Raw genomic sequence first — 20,932 nt, forward strand, 5'->3', positions numbered from 1 at the left:
GTCAGTTGATCTCCTCGAGAGCCTGGGAGCGACGGAAGGTCAGCAGCGAGATGAGCGCGACCATGAGGAAGATCAGGATCGACAGGGCCGCCGCCAGACCGTAGTCATTGGTGCCGCCCGCGAACGCGATCTTGTAGACGAACGTGATCAGGATGTCCGTCCCGCCGACCCCCGTCGTGGATTCGAGGTCCACGGGCCCGCCGCCGGTGAGCAGGTAGATCACGTTGAAGTTGTTGAAGTTCATGGCGAAGGAGGCGATCAGCAGCGGCCCCACCGCCACCATGAGCATCGGCAGCGTGATCGAGCGGAAGCGACGCACCGGGCCCGCACCGTCGGTCGAAGCCGATTCGTAGATCTCGGAGGGGATCGCCTGAAGGGCCCCGGAGCAGATCAGGAACATGTACGGGAAGCCCAGCCACAGGTTCACCAGCAGGACCGAGCCTCGCGCCAGCCAGGCGTTCTCCAGCCAGGGCACCCCTGCGCCCCCGAGCAGCACCTGGTTGATCCATCCGTAGTCGGTGTTCAGCAGGCCGGCCCAGATCAGCGCCGAGAGGAACATGGGGAAGGCATAGGGAAGGAAGAGGATCGCCCGGTAGAAGCCGCGTCCGCGCAGCTGGGGGTCGTTGAGCAGCATCGCCAGCAGCAGCCCCAGGAAGAAGGTGAGCGCGACCGACAGGATGGCGAAGGCGAAGGTCCACAGCGTCACGGATACGAACGGCCCGCCCAGGATCTCGGGGTCGAAGATCGCCGCGAAGTTCTCGAATCCCACGAACTCCCGCCACCCCGGACGCAGCTCCTCGCCCGCCTCCGAGACGAACGAGCCCTCACCGGAGTCGCTGTACACCGTGCCGTCCTCGGCGACCATGGAGCCTGTGTCCTCGTCGTAGCTCAGCGTCGGCTCCCAGGCATAGGCGGTCCTCCCGTCCTCGGTCCGCAGCGAGCCGTCATCCGGATCTCCCGAGACCGGGACGCGAAGCTGCTCCAGGTCCTCCGAGGCCGAGACGACGCCCGCGTAGTCCAGCACCTCGTAGCCATCCGCAGCAGTGACCCGATCCCCGTCCGTCTGGGCAGAGTCCTCAGCAGCCAGCGGCTGATCGGCCGTGCCGATCAGCACCTCCTCGTCCTCGACAACCGCCAGGGCGAGGTCGCCGTCGTCGCTGCGCAGCACGGTCACAGCACGTTCGGGCGAGCCCTCCACGCGCTGCTCGTAGGTGCGGGTCAGCTGGGCGATCGCCTCGTCCTTGGAGCCGTTGTGCCCGTCGCCGTAGTTCGTGAACGCAGTCATGCCCGTGTAGAGGATGACGAAGACCTGGAAGACCACGAGCATCAGCAGCCCGGGGAACAGGTACTTGCCCGGGAGCATCCGCCGGGAGGGGACGAAGTAGATCAGGTCGGCGATGACCAGCGCGAGAACCAGGAAGAGGCAGATCGCCCAGCTGCCGACCGTGGCGGAGGCCACGATCCCATAGAGGCCGAACGCGTTGACCAGCCCCATCAGGGCGAGCTTGACCAGGAATCCGGCGCCGAAGCCCCGGGTGTGGGAGCGTCGCGGGGGCTTCGAACCCAGTTCGGAGCCCGTCTCCGGAGCCTTCACCTGCTCAGTCATCAGATCTGCCCCTCGATGCTCTCGATCATGGACTGCCACTGGGGTCCGGGCTCCGCGCGTCCGTCCAGGATGGCGTTCTCCGTGGTGCCCCAGAAGCTCCACACCGCTCCCATGGCCGGGATCGACGGCATGGGCAGCGCCAGCTCGTCGGCGATCCTGGCGTACTCGGTGCGCAGGGGATCGCCGTCCATCGCCTCGACGGCGGAGACGGAGGCCGGAGGCCGCCCTGTGGATTCGTAGAGGGCGGTCTGCGCCTCGGTGGTGGGCAGCCAGTTGGTCACGAAGTCATGTGCGGCGACCGGATTCGCCGCGTGGGCGTTGACGAACAGCGCCTGGACTCCGGCGAAGGGCCGAGCGGGCTGGTCACCGGCTGGCGGCACGGGGAGCACGGTGCACCTCATCCCGGCCGCCTCGATCGCCGCGAGCTCCCACGGCCCTCCGATCAGGAAGGGCGACTCTCCGTTGAGGAACGCCTCAGAGGCGATGTCGGGAGTCATCGAGGTCTGCACATCGCCCGCCTCCCCGAGCTCGGCCAGGTAGTCGGCGAAGGCCTCGCCCTCCGAGCCGCCCATGGTCAGCTCGGGCAGGTATTCGCCGTCCTCGGTCCGGTGGAAGACCTCCGCGCCGAATGAGGTCTGCAGCGGGTAGAGGTGGTACGGATCTCCCGAGGTGGGCGATTGGGAGACCGCCAGCGGATAGCTCAGCCCCTGCTCCTGCATCAGCCGCCGGCCGATCCGCCGCAGCTCGTCGAAGGACTCCGGCTGCGCGTCGGTGATCTGATCGTTGCGGATCAGCGCCACGCACTCCACGGCATAGGGCACCCCGTAGGACACCCCGTCGAAGACGACGGCGGTCAGAGCGTTGTCCGTGAAGTCCTGCGCCCGGTCGCCCAGCTCGACCGATGCCACGACGCCGTTCGTGGCCAGCTGCCCGAGATTGTCATGCGGGGAGATGATGATGTCCGGGGCCTGGCCCATGGGCGACTGCGCGATGAAGTCCGAGATCGAGTCGGCGTTGATCTCACGCTGGATGTACTCGACGTTCACGCCCGTCTGCTGCGTGAATCCCTCGGCGATGCGCCGCAGGCCGGGGATCTCGTCGTCACCGGCCTGGATCTTCAGCGTTCCTGCACCGAGTCCCAGACCGGCGCCCGATTCAGTGCAGGCGCTCAGCGCCCCGAGAGCACCCAGACCCAGGCCTCCGCCCAGCAGGGCCCGGCGCGTCAGACGTCGGTCAGGACGCTGTCCAGTCGCAGCCTGGTGTCTCGGGTACGGCGTTCGCTCCACAGTGATCTCCGGTCCGATCTGGGACGGTGCATACCCGAATCCAGGTTGCAGGAGACTCAGACTAAATGCTCAGCCCACTACGTGACGCGCGACACGCGCAGACCAGGTGGTGTGCGCAGCGCCGGCGTCATCTCAACGGCTGCCGATTGACCAGTAGGATCTTGTTCCATGTCGGAGTCCCCCACCGCCCCTCCCGAGACGCACGGCTCCGCGCGCCGCGTGTCGATCCAGACCGGCTTCCCCCAGCCCGAGCTGCTGGATCTGCCGTGGCAGGTACCGCTGGCCGAGTGGCCCGAGGACGTCCTGGTGGCCTACCCCCGGGGCATCTCCCGTCACGTCGTGCGCTTCGCCCGGGTGGGCGAGCGCGTCCTGGCCGCCAAGGAGACCACGGCCCGCAATGCCTCGCGGGAGTACGAGGTCCTGCGCCAACTGCGGCACATGGGCACGCCGTCGGTCGTGCCGGTCGCCGTGGTCACCGATCGACGTGCGCCGGACGGCACCGAGCTGCCTGCGGTGCTGCTCACGGAGCATCTGGCCTTCTCCCTGCCCTACCGGGTGCTGTTCTCGGACAATCCGGACCCCGAGATCGCAAACAAGCTCGTGGATGCCCTGGCGCTGCTGCTGGTCCAGCTGCACCTGGCCGGCTTCTACTGGGGGGACGCCTCCCTGTCGAACACCCTGTTCCTGCGCGATGCCGGGGCCTTCGCGGCATGCCTGGTGGATGCGGAGACCGGCGAGCTGCACCCGCGGCTGACGGACGGCCAGCGACGTTACGACCTGGACCTGGCCACGACCAATGTGGCCGGGGAGCTCATGGACCTGCTGGCGGCCTTCGAGCAGGACGAGGACCCCGCAGACATCCATGAGGACCTGCGCGGCGACGATCAGATCGACCCCGAGGACCGCGGCACGCACTCCGGGCCCGGCTACGAGCCGGCGGCGGCCACTCAGGCGCTGCCGGTGCTCCCGGCCGAGGCCACCGCCTCGACCCCGGTGGACCCGTTCGCCACCGCCAACCGGCTCTCGGAGACCTACGACTCCCTGTGGGAGGAGCTCACCGGAGAGGAGCGCTTCCCTCACGAGCAGAAGTGGCGCGTGGCGGAGCGCGTGCAGCGCCTCCAGGACCTCGGCTTCGATGTGGAGGAGGCCTCGCTGGACACCGACGACGACGGCGTGGTGCGCCTGATCCCCCGCGTGGTCGAGCCGGGGCACCACACCCGGGAGCTGCTGAACCTGACCGGTCTGCACGCCCGGGAGAACCAGGCGCGGCGCATCCTCACGGACATCCGCCAGTTCGGCCGCGCCCTGTACCCGGGGCTGCCCGACGACATGACCGCCAGCCTGTGGAAGCAGGAGGTCTTCTCGCCCATGATGCAGGCGGTCCCCGCGGAGCTGCGCGCCAAGCGCGAGCCCGCCGAGATCGTCCACGAGGTGCTGGAGCACCGCTGGTTCCTCTCCGAGCGGCAGAAGCACGACGTCCCGACCGAGGTCGCCACGAAGGACTACCTGGAATCCCAGCTGCGGCGCAGGCCCGATGAGCAGATGAGGCTCTGAGGCCTCCCGGATCCGCGGGTGCTCAGTCCTGTCCGAGCTGGCCCAGCAGGGCATCGCGCACCCGCTGCGCCCAGTCGGCGCCGAGCTCCCCTTCCCGCGCCAGACGCGCATAGGCGGAGCCCAGCACGAAGTCGATCACGACCTCCAGATCGAGATCGGAGCGCAGCCGCCCCGCCTCGACCTGCAGCTGCAGCAGCCGGTGCAGCTGCTCGATCCTGGGCCGCACCAGGTGCAATCGCAGGATCCGGGCCACCTCGGAGGTCGGCTGGGACAGCAGTGCGACTGCCGTGCCCGTCCCGAGATCGAGGACCAGCGATCGCACCGCGGCATCGAGAGCCTCGGTCCACTGCCGCTGGGTCCACTGCCCGTCCTGGGGGATCTCCAGGGGCCGCGGTGCGAGGCTGTCGCCGCTGCGCTCCAGGACGTCCTCGACCATGGCCTCGGTATTGGCGTAGCGGCGGTAGATCGAGGTCTTGGCCACCCCGGACTCGGCCGCGACCGATTCGATGGAGACCCGTCCCGGGCCCTCATGCACGAGCAGCGACAGGACTGCCGCGACGATCTTGCGATCCGTCGTGGCAGCGCGCCCCCGCGCCGGCCCTGCCGAGGCTTCCTGCCGCTGCGAGCTCATGCGACCTGCCGCTGGGCAGACTCCGCCTCGCCGGGCCCGGCGGTCTCCTGATCTGCGGGCTCGGCATGCCCGATGACATCCTGGAACAGGGTGAGCCCCTCCATGCCCGGCAGGCGGGCGATGTTGGCGTCGAGCTTGCGCATCTCCGCACGCCCCTCCTCGCCGGCGAAGAGGTGGCCCATCACGTGGCGGACCTCCTCATCGCTCATCACGCCGGAGCCCACCGGGCGCCAGGCGCTGCGCAGCGCGAGCCGGGTGATGCGCTGGGCCTTGACGGAATCCCCCAGTCGCTGCCGGGCCTGGGTGGAGTAGAAGGCCACGTGGCGCGACTCCTGACGGGCGATGCGCACGAGCAGCTCCGAGAGCACGGGGTGACTCTCGATCGCGGCCATCCGCTTGTAGGCCGCCACCGCCGAATACTCGTTCGCAGCGCCCCAGGTCATGTGCGTGGCCACGAAGTCGTGGCCGATCAGCGCGGACAGCAGCGACTGCTTCAGCGGCTTGAGCGCCTCCGCCCAGCCCAGCTTCACGCGCTTGGCCTTGATCTCGTCGTAGTCCACGACGATTCCGTGCAGCCCCAGCACCTCCGCCAGCGCCTCGCCGTGCCAGAACTCCTCGCGGTTCCACATGGTCATGAACGCGGAGACGTCCTCGTCGTGGTGCGACGGGGTGATCAGCAGATCGCGCAGGTAGCAGACGGTGTGGAACTCGACATCGCACATGTAGCGCAGCACCCGCAGCGACGACTCCGGCAAGGGGTTCCTGCGGAAGCTGTCCATGTCGAGGTCCTCCCACGCGACGCGGTGGGAGGTCTCGGCGAAGCGGTCGATGTCGAATGCCATGCGATCAGTGCCTCTTCCAGTCTTCGATCGGCCAGTGGGAGCGCTTGGCCAGGCGGTACAGGGGGATGTCCGGGTTCACGGCGGCCGGGTGCCCGACCAGACCGAGCCACGCCGCATCGGCCACGGAGTCGCCGTAGCCGAAGGAGCGGGACAGGTCCAGGCCGTGATCCTGCGCGTAGCGCTTGAGCCACTGGGCACGGGCCTCATCCACCAGCGGCGGGGTGTCGAGGTAGCCGGTCAGCACGCCGTCGCGCACGCCCATGCGGGAGGCCACGACCTCGTCGAACAGATCCGCGACCGGTGAGACGAGCAGCTCCGGGCTGCCGGTGACCAGCACGGTGCGGTGGCCTGCTGCGCGGTGCTCCTCGAGGCGAGCCAGCGCCCCCGGGTTCAGCTTCTCGAGCATCTGCTCGCCCAGAGGACCGTCGACGGCCTCGCGGATCGAGGACTCCGAGAGCCCCTCGTAGCGGCGCAGGAACGAGCGCAGGAACTCACCGCGATCGCGCCGCTCGGCCTTGAGGTAGGTGGGCACGGTGCGCACCATGCCCAGGATGTCGCTCGGGACGCGCGACGGCGCGACCCTGCGCTGCACGGCGAGGTACTGCGACACGACAGTGGAGTCGAGCACGGTGCCCTCGAGGTCGAACAGCGCCAGGACGTCGGTGCCCGGCTTGAGCTCCCGGCGCGGGCGCTCGGTGCGCTTGCGCCGGGCCGCCGAGGCCCGCGAGTACGCCTTGGTCATCTCCGTGAGGGCAGGCAGGTGGATCTGCTGCCAGTAGGAGCGCCACTCGATGTCGCGGGGGTCGAAGGACGAGTCCTCCGGGGCATCCTCCGGCCGCTGGGCGTTGAGCGCACGCGTGCTGGAGTCGTCGAAGATCATCTCGGTGCGCGTGTAGTTCTGGTAGAGATCCACGTAGGTGCGCAGCGACCCCAGCCCGGACTGGGCCTTGTGCAGCTGATTCGCCCACTGCAGGGTGCGCTTGGTCGAAGGCAGCAGCTCGTTGAGCCGCCCGCCCAGATCGACCAGCCGCTCGCGCACGGCCAGGGAGCTCTCCACCCCGTTGTTGGCCGGGAACTTCCACTCGGGGACGATCACGGGCTTGCCGTCCGGCCCCTCGACCGGGTGCTCGAGGAAGTACTCGCGGACGTACTCGTACATCTTGTGGAACGGCAGCGGGTTCGAGGCCCCCGTGCAGATCTGGTAGTACCCGGCCCGGGAGCGCTCCCCCTCGGCCTCCCCGCGGTGGCCCTGCAGGGCGAGGGTCACGATCGCGTTGACCACGAAGTCCACCGGGGTCACGTCCAGCACGGAGTCCGGCAGGCCCGGGAACTCGGGCAGCGCGCCCTTGGCGTAGGCCATGATCAGCGGATCGGCGACCTTGTAGCCGTCGATCCAGCCCGGGAAGGGGTGGCGCAGGGAGGACTCGATGATGGCCGGGCGCACGACCGAGAGGCGGTGCCCGTCACCGGCCCACAGGTCCTCGGCCACGCGCTCGCCCATGGCCTTGGTGAAGGTGTAGACGTCGGTCCAGCCCAGCGACTGCGCGCGGGTGCGGCCCAGATCCACCAGGCGCTGGGTGATCCAGCCGGTGCGGCTGGCCTCCGCCGAGCCGGCCACCGACTTGGGGCCCTGCTTGCCCTCGGTGCGGGTCGCGGACTCCACGAACGCGTGCAGCTGCTCCGGGGTCCGAGAGGCCGCCTCGGCCTCGGCGCGCGAGGCGATCGCGTGGTCGAGCTCCAGGCGCCAGTCGACGTCGTGGTCCACGGCCGTCTCCGGGCGCAGGCCCTTGGCGATGCCGCCCACGTAGCAGGTCGAGACGTGGATGACGTGGGGGTCCTGGCCCGAGGCGCGCAGGGCCTCGTAGAGGCTCAGCGCACCGCCCACGTTGGTCTTGAAGGCGTCGTCGATCGGCGGATCGAACGAGACGGTCGAGGCCGAGTGGATCACGACGTCGAACGGCTCGCGGATCTCGCTCAGTGCGGAGAGATCGCCGGAGAGCACATCGGTGCGCTCCTCGAAGATCCGACGGGCCTCGTCGTCGCCGACAGCAGCGCGCCAGTTCTTGAAGACGGGCTTGCGGAAGAGCTGCCCGAGCCGGGTCTGTGCGGTGATCTCGCCCTTGGGTCGGATGACGGCGGTGATGTGCACGTCCGCTCCGGAGGAGAGCAGGCGCTCGAGGACCGCCTGGCCGAGGAAGCCGGTGGCTCCGGTCAGCAGCACGCGCTTGGTGGTGGTCTCGCTCAAGAGGACTCCTTGTGCAGGGGCGGCCTGTCGGCCGCCTCGAGGGGCGCGGCGCCTGCCGCGCGATGTCAGGGACGGGGCTTGGGAGCTACCAGTGTGCCGGACGACGGGGACGTCACAGGCACAGTCGCGGGCCTCGTGATGGGCATCTCAGCTCGGCACGCAGGCCGCCGAGGGCTCACAGGCCGCTGCGCAGCGCCGCAGCCAGCGGCTCGGGCCCGCGCAGGCCGGGGAGGGAGTGGACCGGGGCATCGGCCCGGCTGCTCAGCTGCCGGCGCTCGCGCACCCCCGGGGCCAGGACCTCGAGGGCGCGTCGAGCCCGGCGGGCCGACATCCGCTGCGCCACCAGCGGCGAGTAGCCGATTCCGAGCGCGCGCCTGGCGGGCGCTGCGGCCGAGGCGTCTGCCAGCAGCCGGGTCCGGGCCTCCTCGCGGAAGAACGCGATGTAGTCGTCGGTGCGCTCGAGGGACTCCCGGCACAGCCGGTCGATGACCGGGTGATCGGCCACCTCGCCCAGGCGCTGCAGCAGTGCTGCCGCCGTGGACTCCCGGGACAGCTCGCGGGCCATCTGCCCTGCCACGATCCGCTCGCCGCGCAGGTTCGTCCACACGGAGTCGGTCATCGGATAGACGTGGTCCAGGAGCCGACCCAGGCGGCCGCGGAGATCGTCGTCCGGCTCGACCTCGGGCGGAGTGGGGGCTCCGTGGGCACGCAGCACGCGCTTGAGGGCATCGGCGATCCAGAACTTCTCATAGGCCCAGGTGGTCAGGAAGGCGTCGATCCGAGCCTCCTTGGAGGTCCACCCGGCGAACAGGTCGCGCAGCCGGCCGGTGGTCGAGCGCTGCAGGTCCCACAGGTGGCGCACGGCTTCCAGGACGTCGTCATCCAGTCGACGCTGCTCGAACTCCTCCAGCCCGAGATCCGAGGAGAAGGCTCCGCGCTCGCGCCGGAAGAACTCCCGCACGGAGAAGTCCGTGGACAGGACCCCCTGCTGCCCGGGGGTGCTGTAGAGCCTGCCGGAACGGTGCTGGGCCAGGTATCCGAGCGGGGGCTGGGCTGCGGCTGCTGCCAAGGGGACTGCCTCGTCTCTTCTGAATCGCTACGCTCACCGTAGTGTAACCTGTCCACCATGATGACTGCTCTGATCACCGGCGGAACCTCCGGCATCGGATCCGCGTTCGCGGAGGCGCTGGCGCGCCGCGGATTCAGCCTCGTCCTGGTCGCCCGCGGCGCCGAGCGCCTCGAGTCCACCGCCTCGCGGCTGAGCGCGGAGTACGCGGTCGAGGTCGAGACCCTCGAGGCCGATCTCAGCGACGCCGACGACGTCGCCCGCGTCGCCGAGCGCATCGAGGACCCGCGCGCACCGATCGACATGCTGGTCAACAACGCCGGCTTCTCGGTCAAGCGCACCTACCAGGCCGAGGGCCTGGACCTGCACCACCGCGGCATCGACGTCATGGCCAAGGCCGTCCTGGATCTCTCCTCGGCCGCCGCCCGCGCCATGACCGCCCGCGGCGAGGGGTGGATCCTCAACGTCTCCTCGACCTCAGGCGAGGTCACCATGGGCCCCTACTCCGCGCTCAAGGCCTGGTGCACCACCTACACCGAGTCCCTGGCCGTGGAGCTGGAGGGCACGGGCGTGCGCGTGATGGCGCTGCTGCCCGGCTGGGTGCGCACCGAGTTCCACGCCCGGGCGGGCATCAGCGGCTCCTCCATACCCGACTTCCTCTGGCTGCAGGCCGACGACCTGGTCGAGGAGGCCCTCAAGGACCTGGCCCGCGGCCGCGTGGTGTCGATCCCCACGCTGCGCTACAAGGCGATCATGCTCGGAGCCAAGCTCGCCCCGCGCGCTGTGGTGCGCAAGTGCTCGGGCATGCTGATGGGCTCTCGCGCCAATGAGACTCCGCTGGCCGAGCCCGCGGCCTCCGGCTCCACCTCCCGACGCCGCGCTGGACAGGGGAAGCACGCATGAGCACTCAGGACCACGACCGGCGCGCATCAGAGTCCGAGGCAGGCCAGGCGGCCGAGCCGCAGCCGCGGCATCCCGCCGAGGCCGGGCAGCGCAGCACCCCGTGGGGCGCCGCGCAGGAGCGCGCCAGCCGGGAGGCGCGCGAGCTGCGCCAGCGCCTGGACGGCTGGACGCATCCGGAGCACGAGCCGGTCCTGGAGAGCATCGACTCCCACGGTCAGCGCGAGGAGCGCAGCGGCCCCGATCCCGTGGCTCCCCCGGCGGCCTCGGCGCACATCAGCCTCGCCGACTTCACCGGGCAGTCCCGTCGGCGGGCGCGCACGATCGCGCAGACCATCTTCTTCCGGGGTCTGGTCGACCGCGCGGTCCGTCGCCGGGTCGTCCGGGCCCCGGGAGCGGAGCAGCTCTCCGGCGGGTGCGTGGTGGTGTGCAACCACTCGAGCCACCTCGACGCCCCCATGATCATGAGCTCGCTGCCGCCCAACCTGCGCCACGAGGTCGCCACCGGCGTGGCAGCCGACTACTTCTTCACCGCCTGGCACAAGCGGCTGTTCACGCAGCTGGTCTTCAACGCCTTCCCCGTCGACCGCAAGGGCAGCGGGGCCAACCGCGGGCTGACCAAGAAGCTGATCGCCGCCGGGATCCCCGTGCTGATCTTCCCCGAGGGCACCCGCTCCAAGGACGGGCGCATGCGCGACTTCAAGATGGGCGCGGCCGCGCTGTCCCAGTCCCTCGAGGTCCCCGTCCTGCCGGTCGCCCTGATCGGCGCCCACGAGGCCATGCCCAAGGGCTCCTCGTGGCCGCGCTGGGGCCGCCCGCCGGTCGTCGTGGCCCTGGGTGAACCCATGCGGCACCGCCCGAACGAGTCCGTTCCGTCGTTCAACGAGCGGATCCAGGCAACGGTCCGCTCGCTGTACGCGCAGAACCGCCCCCTGATCGACGACCCCGACGCCGCCTGAGCCCGGCAGCAAGGTCCGCCGCGCCCGGCCCTGACGAACGCGGCAGCGCCGCCGGAGGATGATGGGCACCACACGAGCAGAAGGAGCACGAGCAGCGATGCCGAACGTCAAGCACATGAAGTGGTGGGGCTGGGGAGAAGAGGGCGTCTTCTTCAACTGGCAGAACAAGCCGGCCTTCGCCCCGATCGTGCGCCGGGCGGTGGGCGTCGATCTGCGCCCCCGCGAGATCGACACCGTCGACTTCGCCACCGCCCAGGTCCCCGAGACCCGCCTGCCGGAGGAGATCCGCTCCGAGCTCACCGCGATCCTCGGCGCCGAGCACACGGTGACCGATGACCACGACCGCGTGGTGCACTGGGCTGGCAAGGCCGTGATGGACATCGTCAAGACGCTGCAGAACCGCTTCGAGCGCCTTCCCGACGTCGTCGTCTACCCCGCCGATGAGCAGCAGGTCGCCGCGGTGACCCGCCTGGCGGTCGAGCGCGATCTCGTGCTCATCCCGTTCGGCGGCGGCACGAGCATCTCGCGCAGCCTGCAGCCGCGCCCGGAGGAGACCCGCACGGTGGTCTCCGTGGACCTGGGCCGCATGAACAAGGTGCTCGAGATCGACGAGACCTCCTGCATCGCCCGCATCCAGGCAGGCACGCTGGGTCCGGACATGGAGGACCAGCTCAACGCCCGCGGCTGGACCCTGGGCCACTTCCCGGACTCCTTCACGCACTCCACCGTCGGCGGCTGGGCGGCCACGCGCTCGTCGGGCATGCAGTCGGACAAGTACGGCGACATCGCCGAGATCATCCGCGGCATGAACGTGGTGCGCCCCGGCGGCACCGTGAAGCTGCGTCCGCTGCCCTCCACTTCCACGGGGCCGTCGCTGCGGGAGATGTTCATCGGCTCCGAGGGCCGCCTGGGCATCATCACCGAGCTGTGGGTCCAGGTCCATCGCATCGCCCCGTCGCGCCAGGTCATCGCCTACATGTTCCCCACCTGGGAGCAGGGCCTGGACGGCATCCGGCAGATCAAGGAGGCGGAGATCCCCACGACCTTCGCCCGCATCTCCGATGCCCGCGAGACGGAGTTCTCGCTGGCCACGCAGAAGGCCCCCACCTCCCGGAAGTCGGAGATCGCGGCCAAGGGCCAGGAGGCTCTGTGGGCGTTCATGCGCAAGCGCGGCTGGGACACCCAGGCCATGTGCATCGCCTACGTCTGCTTCGAGGGCACCAAGGCGGACGTCGCCCGCCATCGCAAGGCAGTGACCGGCATCGCCAAGGCGAACGGCGCGATCGTGCTGGGCTCCGGACCCGGGGCCCTGTATGACCAGAAGAAGTTCGACACCCCGTACCTGCGCGACTTCCTGCTCGAGCAGCAGATCATCGGCGACGTCTCCGAGACGGCCGCCCCCTGGTCCCGGCTGACCGCCGTGCACAAGGCCGCCTACCGGGCAGCCGAGTCCGCGTTCGAGGAGCTCGGGCTCAAGGGCTGGATCATGAGCCACATGTCGCACTCGTACCACACGGGCGCCTGCCTCTACTTCACGTTCGCGTTCCCCTTCACGGACGAGAACGTCGACTACGAGTACGCCCTGGTCAAGACGCGGATCCAGCAGGCCTTCATCGACGCCGGCGGCACCCTGTCGCACCACCACGGCGTGGGCGCCGAGCACAGCCCCTGGATGGACCAGGACGTCTCCCCCGAGGGCGTCGAGCTTCTGCGCGGACTGTTCCGCTCGGCTGATCCGAGCGAGAACTTCAACCCGGGCAAGATCATCGACTCCCCTGACACGCAGACCGGGGTGCTCGCCCAGCACCGCGACCAGCAGGGCTGAGCCCCGCTTCAGCGCCCACGGCCCCGTCGGAGATCTCCGACGGGGCCGTCGTGCGTCCTCCCTGCGGCACCCAGCTCCTGCCCGACGACGGTCCGCCCCGACAGCGAGCGGAATAAACCCCCGGGCCATGAGGCGTTATGCGGAGGACATCCCTTCCGGGCCCTCGAAGTTCCTGCGGCCCGGCGCATCGATCAAGGAGCATCCCATGGCAGCATCCGCACGCATCCCCGGCATCGACGCCCAGTTCCTACCGCTGAACCTCGGCGGCAACACCTTCGGCTGGACCTCGGACGAGCAGCGCTCGTTCGAGGTCCTTGACTCCTTCGTCGCGGCCGGCGGCAGCTTCATCGACACCGCAGACATGTACTCGGTGTGGGCCGAGGGCCACACCGGAGGCGAGTCCGAGACCGTGCTGGGTCGCTGGCTGGCCGCGCGCGGCAATCGCCAGAACGTGCTGATCGCCACCAAGACCGGCGCCCACCCCGATTTCGAGGGCCTGGCCGATCAGACCGTCAAGGCCTCGCTGGAGGCGTCGCTGCAGCGCCTGCAGACCGATCAGATCGATCTCTACTACGCGCACTACGACGACGAGTCCGTGGCGATCTCCGAGCAGGTCCGCACGTTCCACGACCTCGTCCAGTCCGGGAAGGTGCGAACCTACGGGCTGTCCAACTACTCGCCGCAGCGGATGCGCGAGTTCTTCGAGACCGCCCGCCGCGAGGGCCTCACTGCCCCGGTGGCGATCCAGCCGCAGTACAGCCTGGTGTTCCGCAAGGAATACGAGCAGGACTACTCCCCCATCGCCCGCGAGTACGGCGCGGCCGTGTTCCCGTACTTCTCCCTGGCCGCAGGCTTCCTCACCGGCAAGTACCGCACGAAGGCCGATCTCGAGGGTGCCCAGCGCGGCGGGATGGCCGAGGGCTACTTCTCCGAGGACGGCCTGCGCGTGGTCGAGGCCGTGGAGCGCATCGCCGCTGATCGCGGCGTCGAGATGCCCACCGTGGCCCTGGCCTGGCTGCTGGCCCGCGGCATCACCGCCCCGATCGCCTCGGCCTCCCGGGTCGAGCAGCTCCCGGCGCTGATCGCAGCCGCCGAGCTCGAGCTCACGGATGCGGAGGTCACGGCGCTGAACGAGGCCTCCCAGCCCTTCGCCTGATCCCCACCCCTGACCCGCTCCTCGTCCGCGCGGCATCGGAGCAGGTCAGGGGCTCCAGCACCCCGCACCGACGGCCGGGTGCCGGTCGCGCCCTCACCGGCAGCGATCGGCACCCGGCCGTCGGCATCTCGCCCTCGCGCTGCGCGCTCATCGGGCTTTCATTCCGGTGGGCCATAGTCGAGGGACATCGCGGTCCAGGGACAGCAGGTCCCGCGCATCCTGCGGATCGCCACCGGAGGTGAGAGGCATGACCGCCCGTCGGCACAGCAGCAACGCTGCGCCCCGCGCCGTTGTCGTGGGCTCGGGGCCCAACGGCCTCACGGCCGCTGCACTGCTCGCCCGTCAGGGCTGGGAGGTAGACGTCTACGAGGGCGGCGAGCATCCCGGCGGCGCGGCGGCCTCCGCCCCGCTGCTCGGCGAGGGCACGATCGTTGATCTGGGCGCCGCAGGGCACCCCTTCGGCGTCGCCAGCCCGGTGTTCCGGGACCTGCGCCTGGAGCAGCACGGCCTTCAGTGGGTCCGCAGCGCCTATCCCATGGCGCATCCGGCTGAAGGCGCTCCGGCCGCGCTGCTCCACCAGGACCTCGCCTCCACGGCTGAGGGCCTGGGACGCGACGCCCGCGCCTGGCGCGCTCTGCACGCCCCCGTCGTCGAGGGCCTCGACGCCCACCTGGAGAACATCCTGGGGCCCATGCTGCGCTGGCCGAAGCACCCGCTGGCTATGGCGCGCTTCGGGCTGCGATCTGCGCCCCCTGCCGCTGCGATGGCACGCGCGCTGTTCCGCGACGACGCCGCGCGCACCCTCTTCCTGGGCTCGGCCGCTCATGCGATCACGCCGCTGGGACAGCCGCTCACCGGTGCGTTCGGGACCCTGTTCGGGGCGCTGGGCATGACGCGCGGCTGGCCAGTGGCACGCGGAGGCACCGGCTCGATCGTCGCGGCGCTGCTCAGCGTTCTGGAAGCGCACGGCGGCCGCGTGCATACCGGTCACTGGGTCACTGATCTGCGCGAGCTGCCGCAGGCCGATGCCGTCCTGCTGAACCTCACGCCCTCGCAGGTGCTGCGCCTGAGCGGGCCGGGTGCCGAGGAGATCCCGCCGCGTGTGCGGAATCAGCTGGGCCGGTGGCGCCACGGGGCAGCCGCCTACAAGGTCGACTTCCTCCTCGACGGCCCAGTGCCGTGGAGCGATCCGCGCGTCGCGGAGGCCACCACCGTCCACGTCGCGGGCACCGCTCAAGAGCTGGTGCGCGCGGAGTCCGAGGTCTTCCGGGAACGGCTACCAGAACGACCGTTCGTATTGGTGTGCCAGCAGCAGGCGGCCGATCCGTCGCGCGCACACGGCCCAGCCGAGGGACGCGTGGTCCTGTGGGCCTATGCCCATGTGCCGGCGGGATACGTGGAGCGGCGCCCCGGTGAGGCCGCCGAGCGCATCGCGTCCCAGATCGAGCGCTTCGCCCCCGGGTTCCGAGACCGCATCCTCGAACGCCGCAGCACGCACCCCGCCGCCCTCGAGCAGTGGAACCCCAACCTCGTCGGCGGCGACGTGGCGGGCGGCGCCATGACGGGCCTGCAGTCCGTGCTGCGGCCGCGCCCGAGCCTCGACCCGTACCGGCTCGCACCGCGAGGGCTGTACCTGGCCTCCTCCTCCGCCCCTCCGGGAGCCGGCGTCCACGGCATGCCAGGCGCCTGGGCCGCACACGCGGCCATGGCGGATCTCGCGCCCTGACCTGCTCCCCGCAGTCGTCGTCCCCAGCTCACCCGCCTGCCGCACCACGCCCCAGGAGACACCCATGCGCACCACCGCACCCTCCGCCCCGCCCCTCCGAAGCGCAGATCTGCTGCGTCTGGCCGGCCTGGCCGGGCTCGCCGCCGTGCTGGTGTCTCCGGTCCGCCACTACGTCGGCCCCATGTCGACGGTGAACGTCCAGAAGATGGAGCAGGACTCGTTCCCCCTGTCGACCTTCCCCATGTTCTCCGAGGACCGCAGGGGCCGGGTGATCGTCCCGCATGTGATCGGCCTGAGCGAGGACGGCGAGCGCATCCTGCCCCACTACTCGCACTACGGCGCCGGCGGCCTCAACCAGGTGCGCAAGCAGATCGCCCGGGATGTCCGCAGCGGGAGGGCCGTCCCGGTCGCCCAGCGCTTCGCTGACTCCCTGGCGCAGCCTCCGGAGGCCGGCGGCTCCACCGAGATCGAGACCATGCGCCGGATCGAGCGCGAGGCGAGGATCGTGCGCGTCGAGGTCGTGCGCAGCCGCTTCGTCTTCGACGAGTACTTCGCGGGGCAGCGCATCCCCCGCTCCGAGACCATCCATGCCCGGTGCGCCGTGGGCGGGACCGCGACGGCCCAGGACGCCACCCGCCGCCTCAGGAAGGACGCACGATGACCGCCCGAAGCAGGTTCCTGCACCGCCTCGTCGACACGCTCATGCCCGCCGCGGAGCCCCTGCGTCCTGCGGTCCTGCGCATCGGCATCGGCGCCTTCTCCGCGTTCCGCAACCTCCGTCGTCGGCCGATGTTCCGCTCCCTGCACGCTCAGGACCCGGAGCAGTTCGCGCCGGTGGGACCGGTCCGCGTCCTGCGTGCGCCGCTGCCGCCCCGCGTGGCCGACGCGCTGTTCGACGCCGCGCAGGTCACCAACGCCCTGACCCTGCTGGGACTCGGGCACCGGATCACCGGGCCGCTGAACTCGCTGCTGCAGCTGTGGACCCTCTCCTACCGCAACTCCTGGGGGATGATCCTGCACAACGACAACCAGCTCACGATGCACCAGGTCATCCTGGGGCTGTCCTCCACAGCGGATGCGCTGTCTGCGGATCGCCTCCTGCGCGGTGCGCCTCAGCGACCGAGAGTCCTGGATCGCGCCTACGGCGCTCCCGCCACGGCCATGAACATCGCGACCGTCGCCGTCTACTTCCTCTCGGGAGTGGCCAAGGTCCGCAGCCCCAAGGGCTGGGCGTGGGCGTCGGGGAGCACGCTGCGGGAGCAGGTCGCGACCGACGCGATCCGCAAGGAGGTCTTCGGCTCCGAGGCCCCTGCCCTGGCAGGGGTCCTCTACCGCAGCGCAGGCCCGCTCGGTGCGCTGTCGGCGATGGCGCTGCTGGTCGAGCTCGGGGCCCCGGTCGCGCTGGCCGGCCGGCGCACGGGCCAGGTCTTCGCCCTGGCCGCCCTGGGCATGCACTGGGGCATCCGCCTGTCGATGGGGATCAGGTTCACGTACAACCTCTCGGGGTTCTCCTACCTCCCGCTGTTCCCGGTGGGACGGCAGCTTCCCCCGGTATCTCGTCTGCTGCCCTGAGACCGTCCGCTGCCGCTCGAGGCCCCGTCCCCTCTGCGGGACGGGGCTTCAGCTCTGTCACCTTCCGGGAAGGGGCCCCGGCCGCGTCCTCTCATCGAGGCGGCGCCTCCACCATCCGGACGGTGCAGCCGCCCCTTCCCTGGGATGGGGCTTCGTGATCCGTCGGCCGCGCCAGATGAGAGCTGCCTCATCCGCGGTTCATCCGCGCCTCATCGTCGTCGGGTTATCTCGTGCTCACGACGTTCCGCTGCCGAGAGGACCCGAGATGACCGCCCAGCCCCTGCCCCGCATCCACGAGACGAGCGAGACCGCCATGACCGATGAAGCCCGCATCGTCCGGGATCCCCTGCCCGCGCGCTTCCAGTCGAGCTACTCGACCCGCCACGTGGCCAGCGCCGTGGCCCACGACCCGGCCCGGTTCCACCTGCTCTCCGGCGTGGACGTCCACCCGCAGGCCGGCGACGTCGTGATCGCGGAGGTCACCCGCATCGGCAATCACAAGCGCATCGAGACCCCGGAGTCGCGCAAGGCGATCCTCTTCGAGGGCCGGCTCGTGATGGTGGCCTACGGCAACCGCTACGCGGCGGATCAGTTCCTGGCCCATGTCCCCGACTCGCTGGAGCCCGTGGATCTGGTGGCGGCCGGCGGCATTGCCGGGCAGGTGACCGCCTCCCACGACAAGATGTCCTCTCCCACTCGACTGCGCCCTCTGGGCCTCCTGGCGGATGAGAGTGGCGTCGTCACCATCGAGCGCTTTGCGCCGTACCTCAACGAGCCGGTGACAGGGCCTCGGCGTGAGCGCACCGGGCGCCCGGAGGTCATCGGCGTCCTCGGCACCTCCATGAACTCCGGCAAGTCGACCATGATGGCCTGCCTGATCAACGGACTGGTCAACAGCGGCCTCACGGTCGGCGCCGGCAAGATCACCGGCACCGGTGCGGGCAACGACCCCATGATCTACGCCGACGCCGGCGCCTCCAAGGTCCTCGACTTCACCGACTTCGGGTTCCCCACCACCTTCCGCGCCCCCATGGAGCAGCTGCGCGCCCTGACCGTGAACCTGGTCGATGCTCTCACCGAGGCTGAGACGGACGTGGTCGTCGTCGAGATCGCCGACGGCGTTTACCAGGAGGAGACGGCTCGCCTGCTGCGCGACGAGACCTTCCAGGCGACCATCGACCACGTGATGTTCGCCGCCACGGATGCCCTCGGCGCTCGCGCCGGAGTCCACGAGCTGGTCGACGCCGGCCTGCGCGTCTCGGCAGCCTCCGGGGTCATGACCTCCTCCCCTCTGGCCACCACCGAGGCGCACTCGGTCCTCTCCGCCTTCGACGTCCCCGTCGTGGGGACCTTCGATCTCCAGGATCCGCTCGAGGCGACCGCGCTGCGCGCCGAGCCGCAGCGGCGCCGCGTCGTCGACCCGACGGCTTCGGCTGAGTCCGCCTGAGCCGCGGGAGCGCCGATTGACTGAGCGCGTGTCCTCCCAGCAGGAGGATCCCCGAATGCCACCTGTATGGCGAGGACGCCGCCGGTGGCTCCTGGCGTCCCTGGTGGTCCTCGGGGTCCTGCAGGCTGTGTTCGCCATCGCCATGGCGCTGAGCGTCGGCGGTGTGCTCTCGGCTCGGCAGCCGGAGTGGGATCTGGTGCTCCTGCTGGTGCTGTCCGTGCTCGGCATCGGGCTGGCCCGGTGGATGGAGCGCATCGTAGCCGAGCAGGTGGGGCAGGACTACGTCTACGAGCAGCGCCGGCGACTCATCGCCTCGGCCATCCTGGGCGAGCGGGGCAACAAGTCGCTGGGGGTGATCGTCACCCGGGCCTCCAACGACCTCACTGCAGTTCGGAACTGGATCGCCCAGGGCATCGTCCCGCTGGCCACGGGCCTTCCCCTGGTGCTGGTCGTCCTCGCCGCGCTGTGGGTGATCGACTGGCGCGTTGGCGCGGCCGTCACCGTGCCGCTGGCACTGACTGCTGCGGCCATCCCGCGGCTCTCCGGTGCTGCGTTCGAGCGCGCCCGTTCCCTGCGACGGCAGCGCGGCCGGATGTCCTCCCACATCGCCGACACCGTGCGCGCCGGACCGTCCATCAGGATCTCCGGCGCGGTCTCCCGCGAGCTCAACGCCGTGGACCGCAATTCGAGCCGGGTGGTGGAGTCAGCCGTCGAGCGCGCCCGCATCACGGGCTTCATCCGCGCGCTGACGGTCACCGCCGCCTCGCTGTGCACAGTGGTGGTGGTCCTGCTGTCCATGCTCGGGGCGATCGACGCCGCCGGTGTGGCGTCCGTGATGACTCTGCTCGGCATCATGTCCACGCCGATGTCCGATCTGGGCCGCGTGGTCGAATACCGGCAGAACTACAATGCCGCCCGCCGCATCCTGGCTCCCGTGCTCCAGGAGGCCATCCAGCTGCGCAGGGCCGAGCAGCGCCGGGAGCGGGCCTGGAAGCAGGGCGCTGTCGAGGCCGTCGACGACCACGAAGGACTCAGCGTCCGCGGACTCACCGTCCACGGAACGCCCCTGCCGGACATCGACGCCGTGCCCGGCGACCGGATCCGCATGGTCTCCGAGCACTCCGCCCGCCCGCACCAGGCCATCCAGCAGCTGCTGCTCGTAGGGGACAGCCCAAACCCGCAGGATGAGGACGGGGCCTACGTGCTGATCGACGGCAAGGACTACGTCCGTGCACCCCGCAAGGAGCGTCGGAAGCTGGTGGGCTACGCCTCCCTGGACGTCCCGCTCGAGCAGGGCTCCATCCGGCGGATCGTGACCTACCGCCGACCGGGAGGCGACGACGACGAGGTGCTCCGCGAGCTCGAACGCGTTGGCATGGGCAAGCGCGTCGGCAGGCTCCACCGAGGATTGGGCACCAAGCTGAAGAACAACGCGGCGGGGTGGTCTCCGTCCGATGTCACCCGTCTCAAGCTCGCCCGCGCGCTCCACGGGCAGCCGCCCCTCTTGGTGCTGGAGAACATCAGCGTAGGCCTCGATGGCGAGGGACGCGACATCGTCCGCGAGCTCCTGGACAGCTACCCCGGGGTAATCCTGTTCGTGACCGCCCGCCCTGAGGCCATGCTGAGCGACTACAGGATCTGGGAGATCGACGGGGAGACCGACGAGCAGCGGGAGGCGACTCGCCAGGCAATGCTCCAGGACCTCCACCGGGGCCACGTCCACTCGGACGCAGCTGCCCACGCCGCCGACGCCGACGAGTAACCCGCCGTCTGCCCACCCCTCTCCCTCGCGAGTGGATCCCCAGTTGCGTTGAGGGCCCCATAGCGCAATCAACTATCCACTCGCCGCGGGGAGGAAGAGCGCCGTAGGCCGAGTGGATCCCCAATTGCGCTAAAGGACCCCGATAGCGCAATCAGGTATCCACTCAGCACGAGGGGGGGCAAAAAACATCTGGGTACACGAAAAGAGGCCGACCGCGACTCGACCCATCCTCACCCTCACGGTGAAGACGAGGAGTCAGCGATCAGCCTCTCTCCGTACAAATAATTGCGGCGGCGACCTACTCTCCCACACCCATCAGAGTGCAGTACCATCGGCGCTGTGAGCCTTAGCTTCC

At 70.1% G+C, this 20,932-nt stretch carries 16 protein-coding genes; 10 read left to right on the forward strand and 6 right to left on the reverse strand.

The window, feature by feature from the left end; translation table 11 throughout:
* Position 1 precedes the first annotated feature (1 nt).
* Both RF645_RS04595 and RF645_RS04600 read right to left on the reverse strand, forming a co-directional pair.
* A complete protein-coding gene (locus RF645_RS04595; RefSeq protein ID WP_058871458.1) occupies positions 2–1,606 on the reverse strand; it encodes an ABC transporter permease subunit in 1,605 nt (534 codons plus the stop codon).
* Positions 1,606–2,892 (reverse strand): extracellular solute-binding protein, encoded by a 1,287-nt coding sequence (locus RF645_RS04600; RefSeq protein WP_058871459.1) that lies wholly within the window; start codon positions 2,890–2,892, stop codon positions 1,606–1,608. The genes RF645_RS04595 and RF645_RS04600 overlap by 1 nt, the downstream gene beginning before the upstream one ends.
* A gap of 168 nt (positions 2,893–3,060) precedes the next feature.
* On the opposite strand from RF645_RS04600, the gene RF645_RS04605 reads away from it, so the two are divergent.
* Positions 3,061–4,446, forward strand: a complete 1,386-nt coding sequence (locus RF645_RS04605) for a DUF4032 domain-containing protein (RefSeq protein WP_368818660.1) — start codon at positions 3,061–3,063, stop codon at positions 4,444–4,446.
* 22 nt (positions 4,447–4,468) lie between these two features.
* Here RF645_RS04605 and RF645_RS04610 read toward each other — a convergent pair whose 3' ends face one another.
* The 4 genes from RF645_RS04610 to RF645_RS04625 all read right to left on the reverse strand — a co-directional run bounded on the left by RF645_RS04610 (position 4,469) and on the right by RF645_RS04625 (position 9,233).
* Complete coding sequence (locus RF645_RS04610; RefSeq protein WP_006215605.1) at positions 4,469–5,077, reverse strand: TetR/AcrR family transcriptional regulator; 609 nt, start codon at positions 5,075–5,077, stop codon at positions 4,469–4,471.
* Positions 5,074–5,919, reverse strand: a complete 846-nt coding sequence (locus RF645_RS04615; RefSeq protein ID WP_058871461.1) for a ferritin-like domain-containing protein — start codon at positions 5,917–5,919, stop codon at positions 5,074–5,076. The genes RF645_RS04610 and RF645_RS04615 overlap by 4 nt, the downstream gene beginning before the upstream one ends.
* 4 nt (positions 5,920–5,923) lie before the next feature.
* Complete coding sequence (locus RF645_RS04620; RefSeq protein ID WP_058871462.1) at positions 5,924–8,164, reverse strand: HAD-IB family hydrolase; 2,241 nt, start codon at positions 8,162–8,164, stop codon at positions 5,924–5,926.
* Between the two features lie 175 nt (positions 8,165–8,339).
* Positions 8,340–9,233: a hypothetical protein gene (locus RF645_RS04625; protein ID WP_058871463.1), complete on the reverse strand. Its 894-nt coding sequence runs from the start codon at positions 9,231–9,233 to the stop codon at positions 8,340–8,342.
* A gap of 57 nt (positions 9,234–9,290) precedes the next feature.
* Here RF645_RS04625 and RF645_RS04630 point away from each other — a divergent pair, with 57 nt between their 5' ends.
* From RF645_RS04630 to RF645_RS04670, 9 genes are all read left to right on the forward strand, one after another.
* The gene (locus tag RF645_RS04630) at positions 9,291–10,133 is read left to right on the forward strand and encodes an SDR family oxidoreductase (protein WP_006215609.1); all 843 of its coding nucleotides are present in this window, start codon (positions 9,291–9,293) and stop codon (positions 10,131–10,133) included.
* Positions 10,130–11,089 (forward strand): 1-acyl-sn-glycerol-3-phosphate acyltransferase, encoded by a 960-nt coding sequence (locus tag RF645_RS04635; RefSeq protein ID WP_082676942.1) that lies wholly within the window; start codon positions 10,130–10,132, stop codon positions 11,087–11,089. Before RF645_RS04630 ends, RF645_RS04635 begins: the two co-directional genes overlap by 4 nt.
* 97 nt (positions 11,090–11,186) lie before the next feature.
* Positions 11,187–12,914, forward strand: coding sequence for an FAD-binding oxidoreductase (locus tag RF645_RS04640; RefSeq protein WP_058871464.1), 1,728 nt, complete (start codon positions 11,187–11,189; stop codon positions 12,912–12,914).
* Positions 12,915–13,119: 205 nt separating this feature from the next.
* The gene (locus RF645_RS04645; protein ID WP_058871465.1) at positions 13,120–14,070 is read left to right on the forward strand and encodes an aldo/keto reductase; all 951 of its coding nucleotides are present in this window, start codon (positions 13,120–13,122) and stop codon (positions 14,068–14,070) included.
* Between the two features lie 247 nt (positions 14,071–14,317).
* Complete coding sequence (locus RF645_RS04650) at positions 14,318–15,796, forward strand: NAD(P)/FAD-dependent oxidoreductase (protein ID WP_058871466.1); 1,479 nt, start codon at positions 14,318–14,320, stop codon at positions 15,794–15,796.
* A 64-nt stretch (positions 15,797–15,860) separates the two neighbouring features.
* Positions 15,861–16,457 (forward strand): hypothetical protein, encoded by a 597-nt coding sequence (locus tag RF645_RS04655; RefSeq protein WP_058871467.1) that lies wholly within the window; start codon positions 15,861–15,863, stop codon positions 16,455–16,457.
* Positions 16,454–17,368, forward strand: coding sequence for a hypothetical protein (locus RF645_RS04660; RefSeq protein WP_058871468.1), 915 nt, complete (start codon positions 16,454–16,456; stop codon positions 17,366–17,368). Before RF645_RS04655 ends, RF645_RS04660 begins: the two co-directional genes overlap by 4 nt.
* 265 nt (positions 17,369–17,633) lie before the next feature.
* Positions 17,634–18,815, forward strand: a complete 1,182-nt coding sequence (locus RF645_RS04665) for a DUF1611 domain-containing protein (RefSeq protein ID WP_082676944.1) — start codon at positions 17,634–17,636, stop codon at positions 18,813–18,815.
* A 55-nt stretch (positions 18,816–18,870) separates the two neighbouring features.
* A complete protein-coding gene (locus RF645_RS04670) occupies positions 18,871–20,577 on the forward strand; it encodes an ABC transporter ATP-binding protein (RefSeq protein WP_058871469.1) in 1,707 nt (568 codons plus the stop codon).
* Positions 20,578–20,932 lie beyond the last annotated feature (355 nt).

It is taken from the genome of Kocuria sp. CPCC 205260 (genome assembly GCF_040981045.1).
GTDB lineage: Bacteria > Actinomycetota > Actinomycetes > Actinomycetales > Micrococcaceae > Kocuria > Kocuria palustris.